The following is a 24,601-nucleotide window of genomic DNA, read 5'->3' on the forward strand; positions in this document are numbered from 1 at the left end:
GTACTCCTTAAATTTCTATAATAGTATGTGCTCTACACGTACTTTGATGGTCAAGCCAGTGTCTAACTGAACAAGCACATCTTCTTTGTTAATGTCGGTAACGACACCCGGTACTGGTGTGGCGCCTAATTTAACATTGACTCGTTGCTTTTGTTTTAACTCTTCAAGCTTTGCAGGCTCTAATTTAACAACAGGCGCAGCGACAGGTGCTGGACGTTCTTTTTTCACTGGTGCACGTTTAGGTGCGGCTTTCTTTGCAGGCTTTTTAGCTGCATTTTTTGGTGCCTGAGCTTGACGTTTAGCTTTAGCCTTTTCTTGGCTTTCTTTTAACGTTACTTGAGCGTGATCAATGTGCTCTTGCTCTAATTCACCGCATTCATTGCCATCAAGATCGATACGCTGGGCACCGGCTTTAACACCTTTAAGGTAGCGCCAGCTGCTTGTGTAACGACGTAGTGCAACACGTAATTGTGTCTTACTGACTTTAGAATCATCAGCTAACCGTTCAGCCAAGTCTTGAAATAGACCAATTTTTAATGGTTTAGTTTCACCTTCAGCAATAAAGCATAAAGGAAAGGTTTCATATAAATACGCTAATATTGCGTTGGTGTCGGTCAACTTGTCTGTTGATTCCATTTTTACTTCCACGTTAATAAAGGGACTGTTCTACGGCAGAGTATGCCATACAGTCGTTCATCTTTCGCTAAGCTTTGTATTTAAAGCTTAACGTACAAATTATCACTATCCGCCTGTTTGCTAAAGTCATTGAAACAAACCTTAACAATTTAACCAAACTTGTAATCAGCTTAAATCATCGCTGACACTGAAATCCAGTACAAATGCGTATTGCTGCGTATTATAAAGCTCACAGCAGCGAATGCGACTATGATTTAGCCTTATTTGTTCGCTATTTAAGCAAATAAGCCAGATTCGAAACTTTTTACCATCATTTCTAGGCCAATTTGATCATCTTCATCAAAACGATTCAATAAAGGACTGTCAATGTCTAAAACGGCAACCACTTCTTCACCTTGGCGAACTGGGATAACTATTTCAGAATTACTGGCCGAATCGCATGCAATGTGACCATCGAATGCATGTACATCAGCGACACGTTGAGTTGTATTTAATGCGGCAGCCGTGCCACATACACCTTTGCCCATAGCAATTCGAGTACACGCAACTTTACCTTGAAACGGGCCTAATACTAATTGATCACCACGTTTAATGTAAAAGCCAGCCCAGTTTAAATCAGCAAGGTTATCATTGAGTAATGCTGAAAAGTTAGCCATTGCCGCAATTAAGTCGTCCTCACCTTCAAGTAATGCTTGGGCTTGACGATTTAATGTTTGGTAAAATTCGGTTTTCATTTTCGTTCCTTTGACACTGACGTTAATGCTGGCTGATAGAATTAACGTCGTTATTCTGTTGGCGTATTTTTCGCAGCGGTCTTTTTGACTTTGGCTGCAGGAGGGGTTTTAACCTTTACTGTGCCTTTTAGCAAGTTAGAAAGCTCATCTTTATTGTTTGCCATGTAAAATGCGAGCTGTTCGCACTTATTTTCATCAAGTTCGATGTCTGCTTGGGCTAAAAAAGGTAGCAGATTGTCGGCAATATCAAGCATCTTATCGTAGGCATCGGCCTCCTTCTTCGATGTGAATGTCATCTTTTCCACCCCTTCTCTGACCACGACAAATTGGGTAATCACTGCCATGATATAATCCTCACTGTTTTTATATACAGTGCATAGAATCTCACAGAGTTAACTTATGATGCAAGTGTTCTGATTATTCTGATATTATCAAGCAGCATTGGAATTTTTGTCAGGTGAGTATTAACGACAATTATTCAAGCAAACAGATAACAAGGCAGCCGTTATAGCCTTATTTTTACTCAGCGCTTTTGATATGGATTAAACCACTTTTGATGCATGAACTTGATGATCATGATTCAATAATTTTATGCCGTTCATGTGATTTGGCAGTAAGAAAACGTGCGCTTCCTTCTAGTGCACGAGCGCTCTGTCCTCGTTGCGATACCGCATTATATGATGCACCTTATTGTTCTATTAATGGCATGCTGGCGCTGTGTGTAGCCGCATTGATTATTTTTATTCCTGCCAATTTATTACCCGTTCTTGAAATTCATTTTTTAGGCAGCATTAGAACCACCACTGTTTTTGAGGCGGCCATTGCGGTGTGGGCACAAGGTTATTGGGTTGTTGGACTGGCTGTAATGGTAGCGGCAGTGATTGCCCCAGCAGTATTGATTTTATCAATTTTGACACAAGTCTTAATTGTAAAATTAAAGCTGCAACAATCGTTTTGGCAACGCACTTATACAACCTTACTTAAAAACCAGGGACTAATTGCTCAAATGACCATGTTAGAAATATATGTGATTAGTTTTTTAGTGTCTGCATTTCAACTTTCTGATTTCTCAGACGTTTACTTTGGTATGGGCACATTCAGTTTTACGATGTTATTTGTGATTATTTTATTTTTACAGCGCGAATATAATCTCGAACATATGTGGAGTTTTGTTGATGACAACTAAACACACTACCGAGGACATTATCAGCAACCTACCCCCTGTGCTAAGCCATACTGATGCAGCCCCTGTGCATATCCAGGGAAACCAAATGGGCTTATGCTTATGCCCTGTGTGTAAAAAACTCAATCGAACTACAAACAGTAATTGCCGACGTTGCTACAGTAAATTAGCTACTCGCAATTATGCCAGTGTGCAACAAAGCTGGGCTTTATTGGTCACGGCAACTATTTTATTAGTTTTGGCTAATGTGTATCCTATTACCCTACTCACCAATCGCGGGGTCGTGACTAACGACACCATTTTTAGTGGCATTAGCCACTTGGTGCAAACAGGCATGTTCCCGATTGCCATTATTGTATTCACCGCCAGTATTTTAGTGCCATGGTTAAAGATTTTTGGCCTCGCGACTTATTTGGCAGCGATTAGTTTTAATTTACCCATATCAAAAAGAAAACTCATGGTGGGCTTCCATGTCATTGAATGGATTGGTCGCTGGTCGATGCTTGATTTATTTGTTATTTCGTTGACGGTTGCCCTGGTTAATATGGGGCAATTACTTGACGCTAAACCCGCACCTGCAGCGACGGCTTTTGCCTTGGTGATTTTACTCACTCAATTAGCCGCCAAAGTGCTTGATACTCGTTTACTCTGGGACCGCTTGGAAAAAACACATGACACAAATTGAATCACCTAAAGTTGTGAAGAAAAAATTATTCTCGCCAATTTGGTTATTGCCTGTAGTCGCGTTGATTTTAGGCGCTTGGCTTGGGGTAAAAAGTATCAAAGAATCTGGTATCGAAATTATGATCCACTTTCCTAGTGCTGCCGGTATCGACATTGGAAAAACCCTCGTGAAATACCAAGGGCTAACTGTGGGTAAAGTGTCTGATATTGGCATTGACGATGATCTTAAAGGGGTTAACGTCAAAGTGATTATGGATTATCGCGCAGACCCATTTTTAAACCAAAACACCCTATTTTGGTTAGTGAAACCCAAAGCCAGTATCACTGGTGTTGAAGGCTTAGACACTCTCTTCTCTGGTAACTATATTGCGATTCAACCCGGCGAAGGCCGCTCGACCACAGAGTTTGAAGCGCAGCGTGAAGCACCAGCAATTTTGCCTGGTAGCGAAGGGATTATGGTAGAACTTAAAGCACCTAAACTCGGATCAATTGATGTTGGGTCTCCGGTTTTTTTCCGCCAAGTACCTGTCGGCAGTGTCGTGAGTTACCGTTTAGACGGTAAAAAACAAATTATTATCAGTGCATTTGTCCAAGAACAATACACCCATTTAGTGCATAAAGATTCGCGTTTTTGGAATGTCTCAGGGTTAAAAATAGATGCTTCATTAAGTGGCGTTAAAATCAACACTGAAAGTATTGCCTCAATTCTAGCCGGCGGAATTAGCTTCGATAGTGGTTCAGAAACCGAGCTCGCTAAAAATGGCGATAGTTATCCGTTATTTCATGACGAGCAATCGGCCATTGGAGGGATTAACGTCACCTTAACGGCCGCCAATGCTGATGATATCAGTGAAGGAACTGCGCTCGAGTATCGCGGCATTAAAATTGGTCAGGTAGATAGTAAACAATTAACTGATGATGGTGTTCAATTTACCGCACAAGTTAATCATAAATACAAAGACTTAATCACCCCTGACAGCCGTTTTTGGTTAAGTGGGGCTGAGCTTTCACTTAAAGCGATGAAAAATATCGGCCGATTAGTTACCGGCAGTGTCATCAGTGTATTACCCGGTAGCCAAATTGCCACTGAGTCAATGCAATTTGAGATAGCCCCGCAAGCACCGGATTTACTCACTGCAGACAAATTAGCATTGACCGTTGAGGCAAATACTCATACCGGCGTCAGTAATGGTGCACAAGTGCGCTATAAACAATTGCCGATTGGTCAAATCATTAACGTTAACCTCAGTGAAGACTTTGCTAAGGTTGAATATCAAATCGAAATCTTGCCTGAGTTCACCCGTTTAGTGACTCAAGGAAGCTTTTTTGTACCAGAAAGCGCCCTCGCCATTAACGCGTCACTTGATGGTGTGAGTGTCGCCACACGCGATCTCACCACCATGCTTGAAGGGGCTATCAGTTTAGTGCCAGCTAAAAGTAAAACATTAGTGACGGCCAATGACACATTAACCTTATATGAGTCAATTGAAGCGGCGAAAAGCATGTTTGCTAAGCAACAAATGCGCACAATGACATTAACCAGTATCGATGGCGCAGACTTAGCTGAAGGCTCACCTATTTACTATAAAAAAATGCAAATTGGCGCCGTCAGTAAAGTCAATTGGCAGGCAGAAACAGACAAGTTCACTGTTGATATCAGTATCGATAAAAAGTTCACACCTTTAATCAAACCTAATACGGTCTTTTGGCGAAATAATGCAGTGGCCATTAATGCCAGTCTTGCCGGAGTTGATATTGATGTCGCGCCGCTAAAAGGAGCAATAAATGGCAGTATTACTCTTGGTCATTTAAACACTGAGTTAGCAAATGACACTCAAGCTAATTTACGGCTCTATGACAGTCAAGCATTAGCATTAATGCAGGCAAAAGTTATCGATTTGATTTTACCTGTCAGTGCAAAAATCACGGCTAATGCAGCCATTCGTTACCAAGGTCATCAAATCGGTGAAATTTCACAAGTTAAACTTGACCCAACATTGACCACACTTAACGCCAAAGCCTACCTTTATGGCGACTATGCTGAGCGTTTCAGCCGCGATGACAGTGAATTTTTTATCGTCGAAGCGCAAATATCTCTTGCTGGTATCCAGGCACCAGACACACTACTTACAGGACCGTATATAGGTGTGATCCCAGGGAACAATACTTTCACTACAAACCAATTCACGGCATTAAATCATGCCCGCTTAGATGCTAACGTCCCAGCTGATGCGGTGAGGTTTCAGTTGGTAGATAATCAATTAGGTTCAATTAAGGTCGGTACGCCATTGTTTTTCCGGGGCATTAATATTGGCCAAATTGATGGCTACCAATTAGCTGATAGCGGCATCGATATTACCCTGTATGCTCATGTCGAAACGCAATATCGCCATTTAGTGAATCAAAGCAGTCAATTTTGGGATGCATCAGGGATCAAATTAGATGTTGGCTTATTTTCTGGCGCACAATTAGAAGCCCAGTCGCTTGAAACCATTCTTGCTGGCGGCATAGCCATTGCCACGCGCGATGTCACTAATGACAGTAATCGTTTATCAGCAAATGACCGTATTAAGCTGCAACATAAAATGTTACCTGAATGGGCCGAATGGCAACCAGTACAAGCTAGGTAATTAATAGCTCGATCATTAATCAATAAAGGCCGATATCACTATCGGCCTTTATTTTCTTTACGTTTAATCCAGCGTCAAACAAACTGATCCGTACTAAGTGAAATCATTTAGTAATACCAATTCCATTAATTATCTGGTCATTCAGCGGGAGTTCTGTGTCTTCTAGGCAAGTAATAGAATTGTAGGCATAGTTGTTCTACGTCAAAATGCTATTAAGCAGCATAGAAGGCACAGAAACCCGCCTTACTGGAGACACTCAGACCGTTCATTTCTTTGTTGCATTGCCTTAGAAGGGAATAACCATTATTTCAACAATGCGCCTCAAACTGAACAATCTGAGTGACTCTGATTGGTCACATAATTAATGGAATTGGTATAATAAGTGCTAACCATAAAACCAATAGCACACACCGATCGCAGCACTGATCCCGGCCGCATCAGCAGCAAGACCACAACTAAGCGCATGGCGACCGTTACGAATACCTACGGAGCCGAAATAAACGGCCAACACATAAAAAGTAGTTTCGGTACTGCCCTGTAAAATCGCAGCTAAACGGCCCGCAAATGAATCGACCCCATGATGGTCCATCGTTTCTAACATCATGGCTCTGGCTCCTGAGCCACTAAATGGTTTCATCAATGCTGTCGGTATCGCATCAATAAAACGCGTGTCCCAACCAAAGCCATTAATAACCGAAGCTAATACATGTAATGCATAATCTAACGCACCAGATGCACGCAATACTCCAATGGCCAGTAACATCGCAATTAGGTAAGGAATAAGCGTTATCGCCTGATTAAAACCTTGTTTCGCGCCCTCAACAAATTCATCATAAACCGCAATTTTTCGATATCCTGCCGCCAAGATAAAACTGAAAATTAATATCAATAATATGCCATTACCCAACACCATAGAGACTTGCCCAATCGCATCGACAGACAAGGTTGCTAAATATGCAACACCCGCCATTAATGAGCCAATAATCAACCCGGCATAAGCTAACATCACACTATTAAACAGTGAAATTCGCTGAACGGTTGCCACCACTAATAAACCCACAATGGTAGAGGCACTTGTTGCCAATAATATAGGTAAAAAAACATCAGCTGGATTGGGGGCGCCCTGCTGTGCGCGATATAGAAACACCGTTACCGGCACCAAGGTGACCGAAGAGGTATTGAGCACTAAAAAGAGAATTTGTGCATTTGTTGCCACGGTTTTAATTGGGTTCAAACTTTGCAAATCGTGCATTGCTTTTAACCCCAACGGCGTTGCGGCGTTATCTAGACCTAAAATGTTAGCCGTTAAGTTCATGCTGATACTGCCATAAGCCACATGCCCACGGGGAACCTCTGGCATCAATTTAGACAACAAGGGTTCAAACACGCGGGCAAACAGGCTGACAACACCGGCTTTTTCACCCACCTGCATTAAGCCCATCCACAGGGCTAATACACCAATTAACCCTAGCGAAATATCTGCGGCTAATTTGGCGCTGGCGAATAGTGCCGTGACGGTTTCGCCCAAGACCTCGTTATTGCCACCAAACAATTGGATGATAATAGAAACGGCAGCCACAATAAAAAATAAAAGCCAGACCCGATTTAACACACTTAACTCCGTCACACAGTCGTAATTTTTGCATAATATACAGTATTCATAGGGATTGAGGGGCAACAATTACGTGTTATGATCGACACAATTCTGCTTAAAAAAGTGTAACTTGATTATTATGGTCCAATTAAACCCAAATTTTATCAGCCACATAGAGAAAGAACTGCCGGCTCATTTATCTATAGAAGAGTTTATCTCTATTTGTGATAAACCATTACGAAAATCTATAAGGGTCAATACCTTAAAAATATCCACCGCAGAATTTACCGAAATAATGACCCAAGCAGGTTGGCAATTACACCCCATCCCTTGGTGTGCTGATGGTTTTTGGATTGACGGTAAAGATGATGTGCAATTAGGCAACACCATTGAGCACATACAAGGGCTATTTTATATTCAAGAAGCCAGTTCAATGTTACCGCCCACAGCATTATTTGCTGACGGACTTAATCCAGATTTAGTGTTAGACGTAGCCTCTGCCCCTGGCTCTAAAACCACTCAAATTGCCGCGTTAATGCAAAATAAAGGCTTATTGATTGCCAATGAATATTCTGCCAGCAGAGTGAAAGTATTGCATGCCAATGTTCTGCGAATGGGCGCGAGTCATACTGCACTAACTCATTTTGATGGTCGTGTATTTGGCGAATATTTATATGAGTCATTTGATACCATTTTATTGGATGCCCCCTGTGGCGGCGAAGGTACGGTTCGCAAAGACCCTCTAGCATTAAAACATTGGGATATTCAAGATGTTACTGCAATCGGCGAAACCCAAAAAGACTTAATTGAATCGGCATTTTTAGCGTTAAAACCAGGTGGCACATTAGTCTATTCAACCTGCACCTTAAGCCAATTAGAAAACCAACATATTTGCCAGCATTTACAACAAACCTATCCTGATGCCGTGGAGTTTGTTTCACTTAAAAACCTGTTTGATGGCGCTCATAAAGCCTGTACTGAAGAAGGTTTTTTGCATGTTTGGCCGCAGATATTCGATAGTGAAGGCTTTTTTGTCGCAAAAATCCGTAAAACCGCTTCAGTTGAACGTACCAAGAAACAACCTAAATTACAGAAAAACTTTCCTTTTTCCATTGCACCAGATAAGCAACAGCACGCACTGAAACAATACTTTGCTGACACTTTTGCAATCGATTTGCCTCAAGATGACATCATTATGCTTCGCGATGATGAATTTTGGTTATTTCCAGCCATGTTTATGCCTTTTATCGGCAAAATGCGATTTCAAAGGATTGGCTTAAAACTCGCCGATGCGCTTAAAAAAGGCTACAAAGCTAAACACGAGGCCATTATTGCACTATCAGCTGATGCAAGCCGCAATCCTCGTTGTATCGAGCTGTCAGATACACAAGCACAAGACTATTTGATGGGCCGGGACATTGCTAGCAATAGCTTTTCAGCTGCAGTGCAGGAGCAACTAACCGAAATGGCTCAAGGAGAAATGTTAGTGAGTTACCATAATGTGGTTATCGGAGTGGTAAAACATTTGGGACATAGACTTAAAAATAATTTGCCGCGCGATTTAGTACGCGACAATGTCAATTTGAGCTTATAAACACATAATAATGCGAACAAGGTCACACTTACTTGGCACTCAAAATGATCCAGATCAAATTTTTTTGAATATCTTTTAGGCAAAGCCCAATAACCATGACTATAATTTATTCATAGTTCATAGTTCATAGCTCATTGAGTATTCGGCATCGCCAACTAATGTCATTGTTTCCACAAAAGCATGTGCATAAATGATGATGCCACACAGTAGCGCAAGGCTCTTAATAGAGCCCTTTCCCTAGGCCCAAAACAATTGGATCGTTTTGGGTCTTTTTTTATGTGTTTGTTACCGGCCGATTAACGTCGCAGCATCTTTAAACAGGTTAAAGAAGTTATCTGTGGTGTATTGAGCTAAATCATCAAATTTCTCACCGCGCAATTCAGCAACAAATTCAGCAACGTCACGCACATAAGCAGGCTGATTTTCTTGGCCGCGATGTGGCACAGGCGCTAAATAAGGTGAATCGGTTTCGACCAGTAATCTGTCTTTTGGCACTTGGCGAATAACACTACGTAGCTCTGCGGCATTTTTAAAAGTCACAATGCCAGAAACCGAAATGTAAAAACCTAAATCAATCGCCGCTTTAGCCATTTCCCAATTTTCAGTAAAACAATGTAATACACCGCCGACGTTATCTGCATTACCTGCTTTAAGCATATTAATGGTGTCTTCTCGGGCATCACGCGTATGAACAATTAATGGTTTATTGACTTCAACCGCGAGTGCTATTTGCTGTTCAAAACATTGTTGTTGCAACGTTTTAGTGTCATTTGAATAAAAATAATCAAGGCCCGTTTCACCAATGGCAACCACACGCGGGTCGGTTGCAAAACGCTTAATGTCTTCAATGTTTAAGCCTTCTTGAACATCTAACGGGTGTACTCCAGACGATAAAAACACGTTATTAAACGCGGCAACTTTATCGCGCATGGCTTCAAAGCCTTGCTGGCGAACGTTGACACATAATAAATAATCAACGCCTTGTGCTTTAGCGTTGTCCATTATGGTGTGAAGGCTTGCGGTATTGGGAGCCGCTTTTAGGCGGTCAAGGTGACAATGAGAATCAATTAGCATGGGTATTCTTTCACAACAGTGTTAGCAACTAAATCAGATGCGCAAGAATACCTAGCTACATGGTGCAGGTCAAATCGCTCGAAGACAGTTCGCTCGATAATAATTTTTCGATATGGTGTTTGTGGCTTTCAACATCGGTTTTAATTTTAACGCCAATACCCGCAGGACGACCGCCTGAAGCACCTAATGGGTTAATCCACACCACTGTGCCTTGAAACTCATTAGCTTGTGTCGCATTAGGTAAACGATACGAAATGGTCAGTTCTTGGCCTAGATAATGACTTTCTGTAGTCGAAATAAATAAGCCTGCCGGTTTAATAAATGGCATATATGCACGATAAAGCTTATGTATATTATCGTAGTTGACTACAAGATCGACCATAAGTAATTCTTTCTATTCCGTAAAAGAGTTAAAATTTCGTTTAGCATTATCCGTTTGTAAGCTGCTTAAACGTGAGGATATATTGTTGGCATAAAGCCTGTGTATTAACGCTTGGCATTGTTTGCAACTTTTGGCACATCTGCATCACAGTACCCGCGAATTCAATCAACTTACCTTGTACCAATGGATTCAATTGCAAAGCCGGCTTACCTTGCAACTGCATCTTACTATTACTTTTTAACACATATTGGCGTAAGTACAAATACAAAACATTAAGTGCATCAACAATTTGTTGTTCTGTTAATGTCAGCAGACTATTGGTTAAATGTCCTGATTGTAAACTTTGAGCCCAATCTTGTCGGTACGTTAACAATTGTTGGTAATGTTTACTACGCAAACTTTCGGCCAATGATAGCGGGCCACCCACCACACTTAAGCACCAGGTGACGTCATGGGTTTTACCCTGCTCGTTTGGTGCAGGCAACAAATGTTGTTGAGCTAACCATTGTTGGATCTGTTGTTTGTCAGGCGCATTAAAAGCTAGCGTGTGACAGCGGCTAGTAATAGTAGGAAGCAGTTGTGATGTATGATTGGTTTGTAAAATCAATACAACATCATTACCCGGTTCTTCTAGCGTTTTAAGCAGTGCATTAGCTGCAGCAATATTGAGCCGTTCTACATCGGTGATAAGTGCGACCCTTGCGCCACCTTGCTGCGCCGTCTGAGTTAATGACTGACACAACAGCCTAATTTGGTCGACTTTAATTTGATTTCCATCAGGCTTAACAACGTGCAAATCTGGATGATTATTTGCGCTTAACAATAAACAACTTTTACATTGGCCGCAGGCGCCAACGGGCGTCAACTGTTGACACAACACCGTTTCGGCACATGCGTTTGCCAGTACTACCCCGCCTAAAGCATTGTCGACATTAAGCAAATGAGCATGACTGTTTTTGCCACGATAATGCACATCCACAAAACGTTGGTGCGCATCGGCTAACCAAGGAAGTTGTGCTAATTGATAGTCGCTCATGTCAATAATGTCCTTTAGCGCAAGTGCTAAGCTTTATGGTGCAGCATAGGTAAACGTTGTTGCAATTGAGTGCGAATATCTTGATGGACTTTATCTATCGGTTGACTCGCATCAATCACAACAATGCTGTCATCTTGCGCTGCCAACTGTAAATAAGTTTGTCTTGCTCGCTCAAAAAATTCGATGGCTTGCTGCTCAATTCTGTCTAATTCACCGCGATTTGCTGCGCGGGTAAGGCCAAGCTTTGGGTCAATATCTAAATACAGAGTGAAATCGGGCGTAAACCCGCCAAGACAAGCATCACTTACCGCTTTGACTAAGGGCATGAGTCCACGGCCGCCACCTTGATAAGCTAGCGATGATAGATTATGACGGTCTCCTAATACCCATTGACCTTTGGCAAGTGCAGGCTTAATCACGTTAGCAATGAGCTGCGAGCGTGCGGCATAAATAAGTAAGCATTCTGCCTCATCGCAAAGTGGGTCTGTTTCGTCTGCAATTTTAACCAAGTCGCGCATTTTTTCAGCCAATGGCGTACCACCAGGCTCACGGGTACACACCGGAGCTTGGCCAACATGTTGTTGGATTAAATCATTCACAAGTGCAATAGCACTGGATTTTCCTGCGCCCTCAAGCCCTTCAATTACAATAAATTTTCCTACTTGGCTCATCATTTTCTTTTTCTCTGAAATTCGTTTACCGCTTTGTTATGTGCTTTTAATGTCGCTGAAAATACGTGGCTACCGTCATTACGTGATACAAAATATAAATAATTAACTTTCGCTGGGTTTGCCGCGGCAAATAACGATGCACGGCTCGGCGCCGCAATAGGGGTTGGCGGTAGTCCGTCTATTTTGTAGGTATTAAATGCCGTGGCTTCACGCAAGTCTTTACGCGTAATGTTGCCTTTATAGCGCTCGCCCATACCATAAATCACTGTCGGGTCGGTTTGTAAGCGCATGCCCTTTTTAAGGCGATTGTTAAATACCGCTGACACCCAATCACGTTCTTCTGGTTTGCCCGTTTCTTTTTCAATAATGGAGGCAATAATCAATAACTCATAAGGTGAGTTTAACGCCAAGTCTTTATCACGCCCTGCCCATGCTTGCTTGAGACTCATTTGCATCATATCAAAACTGCGTTGCAACACGGTTTGCACGTTATCATCGGCATGATAGTGAAACGTTTCAGGATAAAACTTACCCTCTGGTAAGCCCGAGGTATCGCCATTGGCCAGCAACACTTGATTAAAGTCGTCGTGACCGACAATTAACCGCTCACTTTTTGCTAACGCTTGTTGCCACTCTTTAATTGATTTACCTTCAATTAAAGTGACACTAAATACTGCTTCTTGACCTAAACGAACACGCTTGAACACACTCTCAAGGGTATCACCCGGGATAAGTTGATAATAACCCGTTTTAATCTGTGCCAGTTTAGGCTCAAGCTTGACTAGATATTTTACTTTCCAGCTGTCGGTTATTAACGCTTGTTGTTCTAAGTGTTGCGCCAGTTTGATTATAGAAGTACCAGGTTCAACATTTAGTGGTTCGACTTGATCAAGTTGTAAAGCTTGTTTTTGAAAGACGATTAATTCGTTAACAAACCAATAGCCTGAGAGACAAACTACGGCAAATAGTGGAATTAAACTTGCCAATAAACGTGTTGTTATTGTTTTTATCATGATGGTAAATTTACACTCAAAACATGCCTGAATCGCGACGTATGCGTCCAACGGCTAAATTGAAATTGATCAATGGTGTGCACATCAACTACACCAAATAAACTGTTAGTCAGAACGATATGTTCAGCGGCAGTAAGATCTTCATAACGCATAGGTTTAACCATAACCTTGAGGCCATCTTGTAGTAATACATCGATAAATTGCTCGCGCATCACCCCGCTTACCCCAGCATGTGTTATTGCAGGGGTCACTACCTTGCCACCTATTATCGCAAAGATATTTGCCATTGATGATTCTATCACCCAACCATCTGTATCACATACCAGCCAATCTTGAGTATTAGCCACTAACGGCTGTGATTTAATCAGAACTTGCTCTAACCGGTTAAGGTGCTTCATGCCTGCCAGTAGCGGTTGGCGAGCAAGTGCGATGGGAGATGTTGCGAGTGCTATCCCCTGTTGCTGCCATTGTTGATAATGCTCAGGGATTGGAGTGACACTGACGATTTCATTGATTTGGGTTTGCGCTGGCGCTTGATATCCACGCCCACCTTCACCACGAGTCAGTAGTAACTTGATACAATGTTGAGGGTATTGAGTGGCCAAAGACAAGAGCTGACTAGTTAATGCCTCACTTGCTTGCCAATGCATGCCTAATCGCAAACAACTTTGTTGTAAGCGCGACAGGTGATTGTCCATAAACAAAACCGCCGCTAGCTGATTAGTAGCAGCGGTGCGCATTGTTGCAAACACGCCATCACCGTATGCCAATCCGCGGTCAAAAGGACTGACTGTGCCTTGTGCTACCTGGTTAACCCAAACCAATGCCATTATTTGTCCTGGCTGATCCGGCTAGCCACAGCGTCTTGCTGATCTTTGTACTTAGCGTTTTTACGTGTGTTATAAGGCCGTGCAACGGGTGAGCTTAAACGTTCAAAGTTAAGCGCACCAATTGTCATGCCAGGGCGAAGCGCCAACGGCAATTTACCACTGTTATAAAACTCTAATACAATTTTACCCTGCCAACCGGGATCAATACGATGTGCAGTCACATGGACCATTAAGCCTAAACGAGCCAATGATGAGCGACCATCTAACCAACCCACAATATCTGGCGGTAAAGTGACGCTCTCATAAGTTATCGCCAGAGCTAATTCACCTGGGTGAAGAAAAAAAGCATTATCGTCAGTTATTTCGATTTTATCGCTCATAACACGATCAAGTGCTAACTGCATTTCTGCACTTGGGCCACTTAAATCAATGTAAGGTGCTGTATGGTCTTCAAATACTCGAAATTGACTCCCTAAACGGACATCAACACTGACTCCCGATATAGCATCAATACCAGGGCGTGGATCGATAATAATGGTGCCATTATCTAAACACTGCTCAATTTCGATATCTGTTAAACGCATGCGGCACTTTCTCCCTGAAAGGCTATTTAGCCAATAAATGCTGTATTCTTGCTTTTAAAATATCAGTGGCGATACGGTTTTTACCGCCACGAGGCACAATAATGTCAGCATATTGTTTAGACGGTTCAATGAACTGTAAAAACATTGGACGAACAGTTCTTTTATATTGCGAAATAACCGACTCCATGGTTCTGCCACGTTCAGCTACGTCACGGGTTAAACGACGAAGGAAACAGATATCCAGAGGGGTGTCCATAAACACACTCGCGTCCATTAAATCACGTAATTTAGGATCTGTTAGTAATAAGATCCCTTCTAAAATAATGACTTTTTTAGGTTGCATGACTAACGTGTCACTCGTGCGAGTGTGCTCTGTATAGCTATAACAAGGAATATGAACAGCTTCACCCTGTTTAAGTTGCGTTAAATGTGTCGCTAATAATTGATGGTCTAACGCTTTAGGATGGTCATAGTTTGTTTTAACTCGTTCATCCATGGTCATATGACTTTGATCACGGTAGTAGGCATCTTCGTTAATCACCCCAATTTGGTTGGTGCCTAAATCGCTGCACAACTCTTCAAAAATGGTTTTGGCAATTAAACTTTTACCTGAAGCCGACGCACCGGCGATCCCAATAATGACACACTGCTGAGAATTCATCTCTTAACCTTATTCGTCGTCTGATATGCTAATGTTTACGGTTGATGTAACTTGTTGAAGTGCTAATTCTGCCCCTAATTTACGGGCAATTTCGCGATATATCCCTGACACTTCACTTTCTGGCTCACTGATCACACTTGGAGCGCCGTTATCCATAGATTCACGAATATTAATATGCAGTGGTAATGCGCCTAATAATGGCACATTGTACCTTTGGGCGATTTGGCTGCCGCCATGCGTCCCAAATGGGTGTTCTTTATGGCCACATTCAGGACATAAATGAAAACTCATATTTTCAATAATACCGAGCACCGGAATGTTCACTTTATTGAACATAGTGATGCCTTTTTTCGCATCCGCTAAGGCGATGTCTTGTGGTGTTGTCACAATGACTGCGCCACTCACAGGGACTTTTTGCGATAAGGTAAGCTGAATGTCACCGGTTCCTGGTGGCATGTCGATAATTAAATAGTCAAGTTCAGGCCACTGCGTTTCATTTAAAAGTTGAGCTAACGCTCCAGCAGCCATAGGTCCGCGCCATACTGCAGCTTCATCACCGCTAAGCATAAAGCCAATGGACTGAGCTGAAATGCCATGGGCAGATGCTGCTGTCATGTGCTTGCCATCTGGCGATTGTGGACGAAAGTTTGGGATCCCTAACATCAGCGGAATTGAAGGTCCGTAAATATCGGCATCTAAAATGCCCACTTCTGCGCCTTCAGCTTTTAACGCTAATGCAAGATTGACAGCCGTAGTTGATTTACCCACACCGCCTTTACCAGATGCAACAGCAATCACTTGCTTAACGTTTGGGATAGGAGGAATGGCAGGAAGGGCTGAATAAACACGAGGTTGAAAATCGATTTCACATTCAACTTCGTCAATGGCATCTAATACCGCTAAACGATTGGTTATCGCCATAACAGTATCGCGATATTGGGTCATACAAGGATAAGGATAAACTAGACCTAATTGTAAACGTTTATCCGTGATAGCGAGCGAACTAACACACTCGGCAGAGACTAAGCCTTTTTTCAGATAAGGATCAACAAAGGCCTCTAAAATATCTAAAACAGGTGACAGTAATTCATCACTTAATTGATAATTTGTTTGCGTTTTAATCAAAACCGCAGCTCCAAACGTGAAATTTTTACAAGTGTATCAGAACTTGGTAAAAAAATAGCGATTAATACACTTTTTAAGTCATGTTTTGATGAAAAATTTAAGTCAATCGGTTAGGATTGGAGCATATTTTGAGTGTAATTTGATATAGAGATAACATGACAACATCACAGCGAAAAATACTGGTCACAAGTGCCCTACCTTACGCTAACGGTCCAATCCATTTAGGCCACATGCTTGAATATATCCAAACGGATATCTGGTCTCGTTTCCAAAAGCTACGTGGTCATGAATGCCACTACATTTGTGCAGATGATGCTCACGGCACGCCGATTATGCTTAAAGCCCAGCAAATGGGGATCACACCAGAAGAAATGATTGCTCAAGTGCAAAAAGAGCATCAACAAGATTTCGCTGACTTCAATATCCAATTTGATAATTTTCATAGCACCCATAGCGATGAAAACCGTGAATTAGCCAACGACATCTACCTAAAGCTACGTGATGCGGGTTACATTAAAACCAAAACCATCTCACAACTTTACGATCCTGAAAAAAACATGTTTTTGCCAGACCGTTTTGTTAAAGGCACCTGCCCAAAATGTAAGTCTGAAGATCAATATGGCGACAACTGTGATAACTGCGGTGCAACCTATAGCACGACTGATTTAATCAATCCTAAATCAGCGGTGTCTGGTGCCACGCCTGTAATGAAAGACACTGAACACTTCTTTTTTGACTTACCTGCATTTGAAGGCATGTTGAAAGAATGGATCCAATCAGGCTCATTACAGCAAGAAATGGCTAACAAATTGGGCGAGTGGTTTGAGCAAGGCCTGCAACAGTGGGACATCTCACGTGATGCTCCTTATTTTGGTTTTGAAATTCCAGACGCGCCAGGCAAATTCTTTTACGTTTGGTTAGACGCCCCTATCGGTTACATGGGTTCATTTAAAAACTTATGCGATAAACGTGACGACCTAAACTTTGATGACTTTTGGAGCCTAGACTCAACAGCTGAAGTGTATCACTTCATCGGAAAAGACATTGTTTACTTCCACAGCTTGTTTTGGCCTGCCATGTTAGATGGTGCGGGTATTCGTAAACCAACCAGTGTTTATGCCCACGGTTATGTCACTGTAAACGGCGCAAAAATGTCTAAATCTAAAGGGACGTTTATTAAAGCCCGTACTTATTTAGATAACTTGGACCCTGAATACTTGCGTTATTACTATGCCGCTAAGCTTAATAGCCGTATTGATGACTTAGACTTAAACCTTGAAGACTTTGCCCAACGCGTTAACTCTGATTTAGTGGGTAAGTTAGTCAATCTTGCTTCTCGTACCGCAGGTTTTATCAGTAAACGTTTTGACGGTAAGCTAGCCAAAGTCGCTGACAACAGCCTGGCTGAATCGTTTTTAGCTAAAAGTGAAACCATTGCCGAATTTTACGAAACCCGTGAGTTTGGTAAGGCCATGCGCGAAATTATGGCATTAGCTGACATTGCAAATGGCTACGTTGCCGACGCTGCACCTTGGCAGTTAGTTAAACAAGATGACAAGCAAGAAGAAGCGCACCAAGTGTGCAGTAATGCATTAAACTTGTTCCGTATTTTGGTGACCTATCTTAAACCCGTACTGCCAAAACTTGCCCAAGATGTTGAAGGTTTCTTACAACTGACATTAACGTGGGACAATTTAGCGCAAGATTTATCTGGTCATGAAATTGCACCGTTTAAAGCCTTAATGCAACGTATTGACATGAAGAGCATTGAAGCGATTATTGAAGCGTCAAAAGAAAACCTGCAAGTGACTCAAGCGCCAGCGCCGACACAAACGGTTGACCAATTAGCGCAAGACCCCATCAGCCCAGAAATCACCTTCGATGACTTTGCTAAAATTGATTTGCGTATTGCGCGCATCAGCAAAGCTGAACACATCGAAAAGGCCAATAAGTTATTGCGCCTTGAGCTTGATTTAGGCGGCGAGACTAAACAAGTGTTTGCAGGGATTAAATCAGCCTACGCGCCTGAAGATTTAGTCGGCAAGTTAACGGTTATGGTGGCTAACCTTGCACCGCGCACCATGAAATTTGGCGAGTCAGAGGGTATGGTGTTAGCTGCAGGACCTGGTGGTAAAGACTTGTTTATTTTAGAGCCTCACGAAGGTGCACAACCAGGTATGCGCGTTAAATAGACCACAAAGTTGTGTTGTAAAAAACCAATATTAAAAAAGACCGCCTCGACGGTCTTTTTTAATGGTTTACTCAATGACGTTTTGCTCTTACGGCTTAATAGGGTTATCGACGGGTTCAACTTGGGCTGAATCGACATCACCGTTATGATTTACCACAAGACTCTCTTCAACATCATCTTGATGAGCAGCATTATCTTCATCCATGGCCTGCTTTAGGCGTTCTTCATACAACATAAATAACTTAATAAAGTCATTACTAAAACGCTCACCTGCAGACTCTTTTAACCAAAAATCATATAGCCGCTTTGATGCTTCTTTTTCTACGCGTTTATAAGTGGCTTTGCGCCTCATGGCATATTCTTCACTGTGCCCCAGCAACTGCAATGACGATACACTCAGCTCTAGTGCAGAGTGATGTGTTTCTGATTCAACCACATCTGCCCCAGCCTCTTTCAGCAAGTGTCCGTGGCCTCTATCAAATGCTCTGGCCACAATCTTAAGTTTGGGGTAACTGTGATGTAAATATTTCACTAGCTCAACACTGCTCTCACGATTATCAATCGCCACCACAAATAGTGACGCCTCTTCAATACCCGCCGTTTTCAGTAAATCTGGCCGCGTTGCATCACCGTAATAAGCTTTAGTGTTAATCCGTCTAATGGTATCCACTTGCGACACCTGATAATCCAGCACAACGGTTTTAATGTTATTTGAAATTAAAAACCGATTCACCACCTGGCCAAATCGGCCAATCCCGGCAATAATCACTGTCCCTTCATCATCAATATTGTCTTGTTCGCGCTGATTGGTTTTCACCTGAAAACGCGGATAAATCACTTTATCAAATAAGATGAATAAACCAGGGGTTAAAAACATCGACAAAGCGACGACTATTGATAAGGTTTGCGCTAAATCGGTTGGAATAACATGTTGCTGAACACTGAAGCTGAGTAATACAAAACCAAATTCTCCGGCTTGAGCAAGACTTAATGCAAACAACCAACGGTCGCTGCCTTTAATCCTGAATATCAAGGCTAATAAATACAGCACAAACGCTTTTATTAACATCACACTAAAGGTGATCAAGATAATTTCACCAAAACTTGCGAACAACACAGCAAAATCGATACCGGCACCAACGGTGATAAAGAAAAGCCCTAACAGTAAGCCTTTAAAAGGGCCAATATTGGCCTCTAATTCGTGCTTAAACTCACTGTTTGCTAGCACCACGCCCGCGAGAAAAGTTCCTAAAGCCGGAGAAATTCCCACTAAACTCATCAGCGCCGCAATACCAATCACCAGCATTAATGCTGCTGCAGTTGAAATTTCGCGCGCGCCAGATTCAGCGACCATTTTAAACAGTGGCCGGCTCAGGTAATGTCCACCTAGCACCACCACGGCAATCGCCAATAACAGCACAATGGCATAGGCCCAACCCGGTAATGATGCCACCAGACTTAATTGTTCATGTTGCTCACTCAAACTACTGGCCGCAGCCTGAGCTTTTTCGACTAGTTCAGGTAAAGCCAATAACGGAATAAACGCCAGCATGGGAATAACGGCAATATCTTGAAACAATAATACCGAAAAGGCATTTTTACCCGCATGGGTTTTGTTAAGACGCTTTTCTGACAGGGTTTGTAATACAATCGCTGTCGACGATAACGAGAAAATTAATCCTATTGTCAGTGCAATACTGGTTTGGTATCCGGCATAAATCGCACAGGCCATAACCGCAACCACTGAGCCACTGACTTGCAAGCCACCAAGGCCTAGCAAGCGATTACGCATCGCCCAGAGCATTTTGGGCTCAAGCTCTAAGCCGACTAAAAACAACATCATTACCACACCGAACTCAGCAAAGTGTTGAATCGTATTGGTTTCGCTGCCCACAAGCCCAACAATAGGGCCAATAACCACACCAGCAATCAAGTAACCTAATACTGACCCTAAACCCAATTTATTCGCTAACGGTACAGCAATCACCGCTGCGGTGAGGTAAATAAAAGCCTGTAAAAAATATTCCGTCATTAACGTTCCTTATTAACCCACCACATTTTCTCACCGCGATTAGGCTATAAAACCCAATTACACTGGATTAACGATATCGATAAAGTGATGAGTTAAATCAAATTTACTGGCGAGGTGTTGACCAAGTGCCTTAATGCCAAATTGTTCCGTGGCGTGATGCCCTGCTGCAAAGTAATGTATCCCTTGCTCCATTGCAGCATGGTAAGTTCGCTCTGAGACTTCTCCGCTAATAAATGCATCCACCCCCATTTGCGCCGCTTGATCAATATAATCTTGTGCCCCGCCAGTACACCAGGCAATGGTTGAAATGGATTTGCTGTTATCACCGATATGCAACGGTTCACGTTTAAGCACGTTATTGAGTAACTGGCTAAATTCAGTTGCAGTTACAGGATGCTCTAGGTGACCGTGCCACAATAAATCTTGCGCTACGGGTTCATACACTCGTGGGCTTAAAATCCCCAATTGATAAGCTAACTGAGCATTATTACCAATGCCATGATGCGCATCTAAAGGTAAATGATAACCAAACAAGCTGATGTCATGATCCATTAAGGCTTTAATTCGGCGGTATTTCATGCCGGTGATCACTTCAGGTTCATTTTTCCAAAAGAAACCATGATGCACCAAAATAGCATCAGCATTAACGGCAATGGCTTGTTCTATTAATGCCTGACAAGCCGTAACCCCAGTGACTATAGTGCGAATTTGCCCTTTGCCCTCAACTTGCAATCCATTTGGGGCATAGTCTTTAAACGCTGAAACATTCAAAAAAGTGTCTAAATACGACGAGAGATCTTGTCGCGAGATAACGGACTTTCCTTGCTGATGTGTAGACATAATATTCCTAAAAGTACTGTGAAACTGAACGGGTTCACTCGATTGAGTGTGACCGAAAATAATGGGGTGATGACTTTACTAAGCGATTAACATTAACAGTAAAAATCATGTCGAGTTAACGCCTCAATGTGATGACCTACAGTTTAACTCAAGCCCGAATATTTCAGCAATAGCAGTGAAATATGTCGATAAAAACGACTTTATGAGTGATAAACCAACAATTTTAGCAGTCAATTGGACTTTTGTAGTGTTAACACTTTAAAATTCATTACAACCTTCATTTAACATGATAACAAATAGGTTATTAACTATGACAACATTGACTAAAGAAGAGGTCATCAGCCAACTGCAAATGGCACTTGAAAAACAATCAGGCAAAGCGGTGTCGATTGAGCAAGCTGGCAGCTGGTATAAAATCGACGGTGGTAAATCGGTACGTTTTAGCGAACTTGAAACCATGCATGGCGAGTTGTGTGCAGCAAGCACAGCCTCTGAAGTAAAAGCCTCTAGCGCAAAAGCTGTGGTGAAAGCAGAAGTTAAACCTGCTAAGACGCAACCCAGTAAAAAAGCCACTGCGACATCTGATGGGTTAACGCCTAAACAATTATGGCGTCAAAAGCTTGAAAACGCAGCTGGCAGCCAAACCTTGCCACGAGGATTCTAATTTATTACGGCTTATTCGTATAAAATAAATTAGCATCAACACAAAAGGAGCCTAGGCTCCTTTTATGTTATTGATACTTTCTTGTTTGATCGATTGTTGTCAGATTAATCGAGTTACATGGCTAAATCGACTCGGACATAACCTTTTAAATATACCACTCGCACTTCATTTCCAGCACTAAAGCTCATGCCTGGGTCGAGATCTTGAATCACCATCACTTGGGTGCCATCTTCTTGAGTGATCATTAATTCTACCAGTTTATTTTCAAGATAATAGGCCGATTGTCCATGCTGACTGCCTAAACCGCCACCAATTAACGCACCCAATACCGTAGCCACATCCTGGCCTGAACCGCTACCAAATTGATGACCAATCACCCCACCGATTAAGGCTCCGCCAAATGTTTTCCAACCGCTGCGGCTGTCTTCGACTAATTGCTTTTCACTCACCTGTCGTACTGACTCAATGTTGCCGTACAATACTTTCTCAACCGGCACAGCCTGGTTACGCTCATAAGCGGCTTGTGCCAGGCTACTAAACAAGCAAAATGTCAGTAATACAGCAAAAAAACTCTTTCCGGTGACGGTTATGATTTTAAACATCGCTATTTTCCGCTAAGTTAACGATAAGGTATGACAATTAATATACTCAATTGTGAACTCACTGTCTTATTTAAATCGATCTATCGGCTTCCCGCCGCCAGAACATGCGCTCACCGACCCAAATGGCTTACTTGCCATTGGAGGAGACTTGCAGCCTCAACGCTTACTAAAAGCGTATTATGAGGGCATATTCCCGTGGTTTAATAGTAGCGACCCTATTTTATGGTGGTCGCCCGATCCGCGTGCCGTGTTTATTCCCACTTATCCTTTTGGCAGCAAAAGCTTGCTAAAGTTCCTTAAAAAATCCACCTGGCGCTATACCATTAATCATGCTTTTTTAGACGTGGTTGCGGGCTGCGCAGCCCCTCGCAGTGCACAAGATGGCACCTGGATTTCAGCTGAAATTCAAATGGCCTATTACGAGTTACATTTACAAGGCAAAGCCCATTCGATAGAAGTATGGGATGGCGAGCACCTCGTGGGCGGTTTATATGGTATTGCGGTTGGCGGTGTTTTTTGTGGCGAATCAATGTTTCATCGACAAACCAATGCATCAAAAGCCGCTTTTGCTATACTTAACCAGCATGTGGTGCAGCATGATTTTAAACTCATCGATGCACAAGTAATGAACCCACATCTAGTCAGTTTGGGCGCAAAAGCGCTACCAAGACATGATTTTTTAACCTTACTTCACCGTTATCGAGACCAATCAATATCGCCATCGATATGGAACAAACAAGAGGTCTTAATTGAATTCTAAATCTGTGAGTGTCGGAATAAGCCAACCATTTGATTGCAATTATATTGAAGGCAACAAAGAGCAATTACTCGTTATCCAAGAACCGCATATTGACGGAGCTTTATTTGAGCAATTGCTGGGGATGGGCTTTCGTCGTAATGGTAATTCAATCTATAAACCGCGCTGTCCGAGTTGCCAAGCGTGTCAATCGATACGCCTAAATGTGCACGATTTTGTATTGTCTAAACGCCAAAAGAGAACCTTAAAAAATAGTCAAGATTTGCACTGGAAAGTAAATTACCAGACTCGCCCTGAACATTTTGAGCTTTATCAGCGTTATATTAACGAACGTCATAACGACGGGCCAATGTATCCTGCCTCTCAAACCCAGTATGATGATTTTTTATTGTCTGATTGGCTACCGCCCATGTTTATTGAAGTGTTTGATAAAGACCAACTGATTGGGGTTGCAGTCACCGACAACATGGTCCACAGCTTTTCGGCTATCTACAGTTATTTTGATCCTGACTATGCAGACCGCTCATTGGGCTCGTTGATGATCTTAATTCAATGCCAACTGGCTAAGTCTATGGGCAAGCGTTATTTGTATTTAGGCTATCAAATTGATCAAAATCGGAAAATGCGTTACAAGCGTCAATATCGACCTTATCAAATATTAACACCACAAGGTTGGCAGGTTGGTGAACAACTTGAGCCTCTTTCTTGCTAACACCCTTTACAGTTACGCGATTTTGGGGCATGATACGCCCGATTTTTCATATTTGAAGGCTAATGGGATAACTTATTAATGGCGAAAGAAGACAACATTGAAATGCAGGGCACTATCCTTGAGACCTTGCCAAACACAATGTTCCGCGTAGAGCTTGAAAATGGACATGTGGTGATAGCCCACATCTCTGGCAAAATGCGCAAAAACTACATCCGTATTTTAACGGGTGACAAAGTCACGGTTCAGTTGACTCCTTATGACTTATCAAAAGGTCGTATCGTCTTCCGCGCACGTTAATCGCTAGCCTCAACATTGTAAAAGCCGACTGTAAGTCGGTTTTTTTGTTGTTGAGTCTACTCTCCATCCTATTCA

The 24,601-nt window shown here is 42.3% G+C and carries 25 protein-coding genes; 9 read left to right on the forward strand and 16 right to left on the reverse strand.

The features are described from left to right. Nucleotides 1–15 precede the first annotated feature (15 nt). From proQ to IEY48_RS00925, 3 genes are all read right to left on the reverse strand, one after another. The gene (proQ, locus tag IEY48_RS00915) at nucleotides 16–636 is read right to left on the reverse strand and encodes an RNA chaperone ProQ (RefSeq protein ID WP_188916454.1); all 621 of its coding nucleotides are present in this window, start codon (nucleotides 634–636) and stop codon (nucleotides 16–18) included. A 275-nt stretch (nucleotides 637–911) separates the two neighbouring features. Beyond that, nucleotides 912–1,370, reverse strand: a complete 459-nt coding sequence (gene msrC / locus IEY48_RS00920) for a free L-methionine (R)-S-oxide reductase MsrC (protein ID WP_188916455.1) — start codon at nucleotides 1,368–1,370, stop codon at nucleotides 912–914. A 50-nt stretch (nucleotides 1,371–1,420) separates the two neighbouring features. Further along, nucleotides 1,421–1,714: a YebG family protein gene (locus IEY48_RS00925; RefSeq protein WP_188916456.1), complete on the reverse strand. Its 294-nt coding sequence runs from the start codon at nucleotides 1,712–1,714 to the stop codon at nucleotides 1,421–1,423. A gap of 212 nt (nucleotides 1,715–1,926) precedes the next feature. Here IEY48_RS00925 and IEY48_RS00930 point away from each other — a divergent pair, with 212 nt between their 5' ends. From IEY48_RS00930 to IEY48_RS00940, 3 genes are all read left to right on the forward strand, one after another. Further along, complete coding sequence (locus IEY48_RS00930; protein WP_188916610.1) at nucleotides 1,927–2,556, forward strand: paraquat-inducible protein A; 630 nt, start codon at nucleotides 1,927–1,929, stop codon at nucleotides 2,554–2,556. A 64-nt stretch (nucleotides 2,557–2,620) separates the two neighbouring features. Next, nucleotides 2,621–3,238: a paraquat-inducible protein A gene (locus tag IEY48_RS00935; RefSeq protein WP_188916612.1), complete on the forward strand. Its 618-nt coding sequence runs from the start codon at nucleotides 2,621–2,623 to the stop codon at nucleotides 3,236–3,238. Beyond that, complete coding sequence (locus IEY48_RS00940; protein WP_188916457.1) at nucleotides 3,225–5,867, forward strand: MlaD family protein; 2,643 nt, start codon at nucleotides 3,225–3,227, stop codon at nucleotides 5,865–5,867. Before IEY48_RS00935 ends, IEY48_RS00940 begins: the two co-directional genes overlap by 14 nt. A gap of 385 nt (nucleotides 5,868–6,252) precedes the next feature. Here the strand turns inward: IEY48_RS00940 and IEY48_RS00945 are convergent, their stop codons facing one another. Continuing rightward, nucleotides 6,253–7,479 (reverse strand): spore maturation protein, encoded by a 1,227-nt coding sequence (locus IEY48_RS00945; protein WP_188916458.1) that lies wholly within the window; start codon nucleotides 7,477–7,479, stop codon nucleotides 6,253–6,255. 121 nt (nucleotides 7,480–7,600) lie between these two features. On the opposite strand from IEY48_RS00945, the gene rsmF reads away from it, so the two are divergent. Next, a complete protein-coding gene (gene rsmF / locus IEY48_RS00950; protein WP_188916614.1) occupies nucleotides 7,601–9,055 on the forward strand; it encodes a 16S rRNA (cytosine(1407)-C(5))-methyltransferase RsmF in 1,455 nt (484 codons plus the stop codon). Between the two features lie 285 nt (nucleotides 9,056–9,340). Here rsmF and IEY48_RS00955 read toward each other — a convergent pair whose 3' ends face one another. From IEY48_RS00955 to apbC, 9 genes are read right to left on the reverse strand one after another with little or no spacing between them, the layout of a single operon-like run. Continuing rightward, entirely contained in the window at nucleotides 9,341–10,129 is a 789-nt protein-coding gene (locus IEY48_RS00955) for a TatD family hydrolase (RefSeq protein WP_188916459.1), read from the reverse strand. A gap of 55 nt (nucleotides 10,130–10,184) precedes the next feature. After that, complete coding sequence (locus IEY48_RS00960) at nucleotides 10,185–10,511, reverse strand: PilZ domain-containing protein (protein ID WP_188916460.1); 327 nt, start codon at nucleotides 10,509–10,511, stop codon at nucleotides 10,185–10,187. Nucleotides 10,512–10,557: 46 nt separating this feature from the next. Further along, nucleotides 10,558–11,556, reverse strand: a complete 999-nt coding sequence (gene holB, locus IEY48_RS00965) for a DNA polymerase III subunit delta' (RefSeq protein ID WP_373293682.1) — start codon at nucleotides 11,554–11,556, stop codon at nucleotides 10,558–10,560. A 17-nt stretch (nucleotides 11,557–11,573) separates the two neighbouring features. After that, on the reverse strand, nucleotides 11,574–12,218 hold the full coding sequence (tmk, locus tag IEY48_RS00970; protein WP_188916616.1) for a dTMP kinase: 645 nt from the start codon (nucleotides 12,216–12,218) through the stop codon (nucleotides 11,574–11,576). Next, nucleotides 12,218–13,228: an endolytic transglycosylase MltG gene (gene mltG, locus IEY48_RS00975; RefSeq protein ID WP_373293683.1), complete on the reverse strand. Its 1,011-nt coding sequence runs from the start codon at nucleotides 13,226–13,228 to the stop codon at nucleotides 12,218–12,220. Before mltG ends, tmk begins: the two co-directional genes overlap by 1 nt. After that, the gene (gene pabC, locus IEY48_RS00980) at nucleotides 13,228–14,055 is read right to left on the reverse strand and encodes an aminodeoxychorismate lyase (RefSeq protein WP_188916617.1); all 828 of its coding nucleotides are present in this window, start codon (nucleotides 14,053–14,055) and stop codon (nucleotides 13,228–13,230) included. Before pabC ends, mltG begins: the two co-directional genes overlap by 1 nt. 5 nt (nucleotides 14,056–14,060) lie before the next feature. Next, a complete protein-coding gene (gene dcd / locus IEY48_RS00985) occupies nucleotides 14,061–14,645 on the reverse strand; it encodes a dCTP deaminase (protein ID WP_188916463.1) in 585 nt (194 codons plus the stop codon). A gap of 22 nt (nucleotides 14,646–14,667) precedes the next feature. Then, nucleotides 14,668–15,306, reverse strand: a complete 639-nt coding sequence (gene udk, locus IEY48_RS00990; RefSeq protein WP_188916464.1) for a uridine kinase — start codon at nucleotides 15,304–15,306, stop codon at nucleotides 14,668–14,670. Nucleotides 15,307–15,315: 9 nt separating this feature from the next. Further along, a complete protein-coding gene (gene apbC / locus IEY48_RS00995; RefSeq protein WP_188916465.1) occupies nucleotides 15,316–16,431 on the reverse strand; it encodes an iron-sulfur cluster carrier protein ApbC in 1,116 nt (371 codons plus the stop codon). Between the two features lie 155 nt (nucleotides 16,432–16,586). Here apbC and metG point away from each other — a divergent pair, with 155 nt between their 5' ends. Continuing rightward, nucleotides 16,587–18,623, forward strand: a complete 2,037-nt coding sequence (gene metG / locus IEY48_RS01000; RefSeq protein WP_188916466.1) for a methionine--tRNA ligase — start codon at nucleotides 16,587–16,589, stop codon at nucleotides 18,621–18,623. 87 nt (nucleotides 18,624–18,710) lie between these two features. On the opposite strand, the gene IEY48_RS01005 is transcribed toward metG, so the two are convergent. Further along, nucleotides 18,711–20,654: a monovalent cation:proton antiporter-2 (CPA2) family protein gene (locus tag IEY48_RS01005; RefSeq protein ID WP_229786279.1), complete on the reverse strand. Its 1,944-nt coding sequence runs from the start codon at nucleotides 20,652–20,654 to the stop codon at nucleotides 18,711–18,713. 57 nt (nucleotides 20,655–20,711) lie between these two features. Further along, the gene (locus IEY48_RS01010; protein ID WP_229786280.1) at nucleotides 20,712–21,494 is read right to left on the reverse strand and encodes a Nif3-like dinuclear metal center hexameric protein; all 783 of its coding nucleotides are present in this window, start codon (nucleotides 21,492–21,494) and stop codon (nucleotides 20,712–20,714) included. Between the two features lie 310 nt (nucleotides 21,495–21,804). On the opposite strand from IEY48_RS01010, the gene IEY48_RS01015 reads away from it, so the two are divergent. Then, a complete protein-coding gene (locus IEY48_RS01015) occupies nucleotides 21,805–22,158 on the forward strand; it encodes a hypothetical protein (RefSeq protein WP_188916467.1) in 354 nt (117 codons plus the stop codon). Between the two features lie 113 nt (nucleotides 22,159–22,271). Here IEY48_RS01015 and IEY48_RS01020 read toward each other — a convergent pair whose 3' ends face one another. Continuing rightward, entirely contained in the window at nucleotides 22,272–22,760 is a 489-nt protein-coding gene (locus IEY48_RS01020; RefSeq protein ID WP_188916468.1) for an outer membrane lipoprotein, read from the reverse strand. A 52-nt stretch (nucleotides 22,761–22,812) separates the two neighbouring features. Between IEY48_RS01020 and aat the strand changes: the two genes are divergently transcribed. The 3 genes from aat (at nucleotide 22,813) to infA (ending at nucleotide 24,526) form a co-directional block, all read left to right on the forward strand. Further along, entirely contained in the window at nucleotides 22,813–23,520 is a 708-nt protein-coding gene (gene aat / locus IEY48_RS01025) for a leucyl/phenylalanyl-tRNA--protein transferase (RefSeq protein WP_188916469.1), read from the forward strand. Then, nucleotides 23,510–24,229, forward strand: a complete 720-nt coding sequence (locus tag IEY48_RS01030) for an arginyltransferase (protein WP_188916470.1) — start codon at nucleotides 23,510–23,512, stop codon at nucleotides 24,227–24,229. Before aat ends, IEY48_RS01030 begins: the two co-directional genes overlap by 11 nt. Nucleotides 24,230–24,307: 78 nt before the next feature. After that, nucleotides 24,308–24,526: a translation initiation factor IF-1 gene (infA, locus tag IEY48_RS01035; RefSeq protein WP_011496276.1), complete on the forward strand. Its 219-nt coding sequence runs from the start codon at nucleotides 24,308–24,310 to the stop codon at nucleotides 24,524–24,526. Nucleotides 24,527–24,601: the final 75 nt, after the last annotated feature.

Origin of the sequence: Shewanella saliphila (assembly GCF_014648295.1) — a bacterium.
GTDB lineage: Bacteria > Pseudomonadota > Gammaproteobacteria > Enterobacterales > Shewanellaceae > Shewanella > Shewanella saliphila.

Bases quoted from the DNA above. Each gene is read 5' to 3' on its own strand.
- proQ (WP_188916454.1), bottom strand. From the start codon at position 636: ATGGAATCAACAGACAAGTTGACCGACACCAACGCAATATTAGCGTAT.
- msrC (WP_188916455.1), bottom strand. From the start codon at position 1,370: ATGAAAACCGAATTTTACCAAACATTAAATCGTCAAGCCCAAGCATTA.
- IEY48_RS00925 (WP_188916456.1), bottom strand. From the start codon at position 1,714: ATGGCAGTGATTACCCAATTTGTCGTGGTCAGAGAAGGGGTGGAAAAG.
- IEY48_RS00930 (WP_188916610.1), top strand. From the start codon at position 1,927: ATGCATGAACTTGATGATCATGATTCAATAATTTTATGCCGTTCATGT.
- IEY48_RS00940 (WP_188916457.1), top strand. From the start codon at position 3,225: ATGACACAAATTGAATCACCTAAAGTTGTGAAGAAAAAATTATTCTCG.
- rsmF (WP_188916614.1), top strand. From the start codon at position 7,601: ATGGTCCAATTAAACCCAAATTTTATCAGCCACATAGAGAAAGAACTG.
- IEY48_RS00955 (WP_188916459.1), bottom strand. From the start codon at position 10,129: ATGCTAATTGATTCTCATTGTCACCTTGACCGCCTAAAAGCGGCTCCC.
- IEY48_RS00960 (WP_188916460.1), bottom strand. From the start codon at position 10,511: ATGGTCGATCTTGTAGTCAACTACGATAATATACATAAGCTTTATCGT.
- tmk (WP_188916616.1), bottom strand. From the start codon at position 12,218: ATGAGCCAAGTAGGAAAATTTATTGTAATTGAAGGGCTTGAGGGCGCA.
- dcd (WP_188916463.1), bottom strand. From the start codon at position 14,645: ATGCGTTTAACAGATATCGAAATTGAGCAGTGTTTAGATAATGGCACC.
- udk (WP_188916464.1), bottom strand. From the start codon at position 15,306: ATGAATTCTCAGCAGTGTGTCATTATTGGGATCGCCGGTGCGTCGGCT.
- metG (WP_188916466.1), top strand. From the start codon at position 16,587: ATGACAACATCACAGCGAAAAATACTGGTCACAAGTGCCCTACCTTAC.
- IEY48_RS01005 (WP_229786279.1), bottom strand. From the start codon at position 20,654: ATGACGGAATATTTTTTACAGGCTTTTATTTACCTCACCGCAGCGGTG.
- IEY48_RS01010 (WP_229786280.1), bottom strand. From the start codon at position 21,494: ATGTCTACACATCAGCAAGGAAAGTCCGTTATCTCGCGACAAGATCTC.
- IEY48_RS01015 (WP_188916467.1), top strand. From the start codon at position 21,805: ATGACAACATTGACTAAAGAAGAGGTCATCAGCCAACTGCAAATGGCA.
- IEY48_RS01020 (WP_188916468.1), bottom strand. From the start codon at position 22,760: ATGTTTAAAATCATAACCGTCACCGGAAAGAGTTTTTTTGCTGTATTA.
- infA (WP_011496276.1), top strand. From the start codon at position 24,308: ATGGCGAAAGAAGACAACATTGAAATGCAGGGCACTATCCTTGAGACC.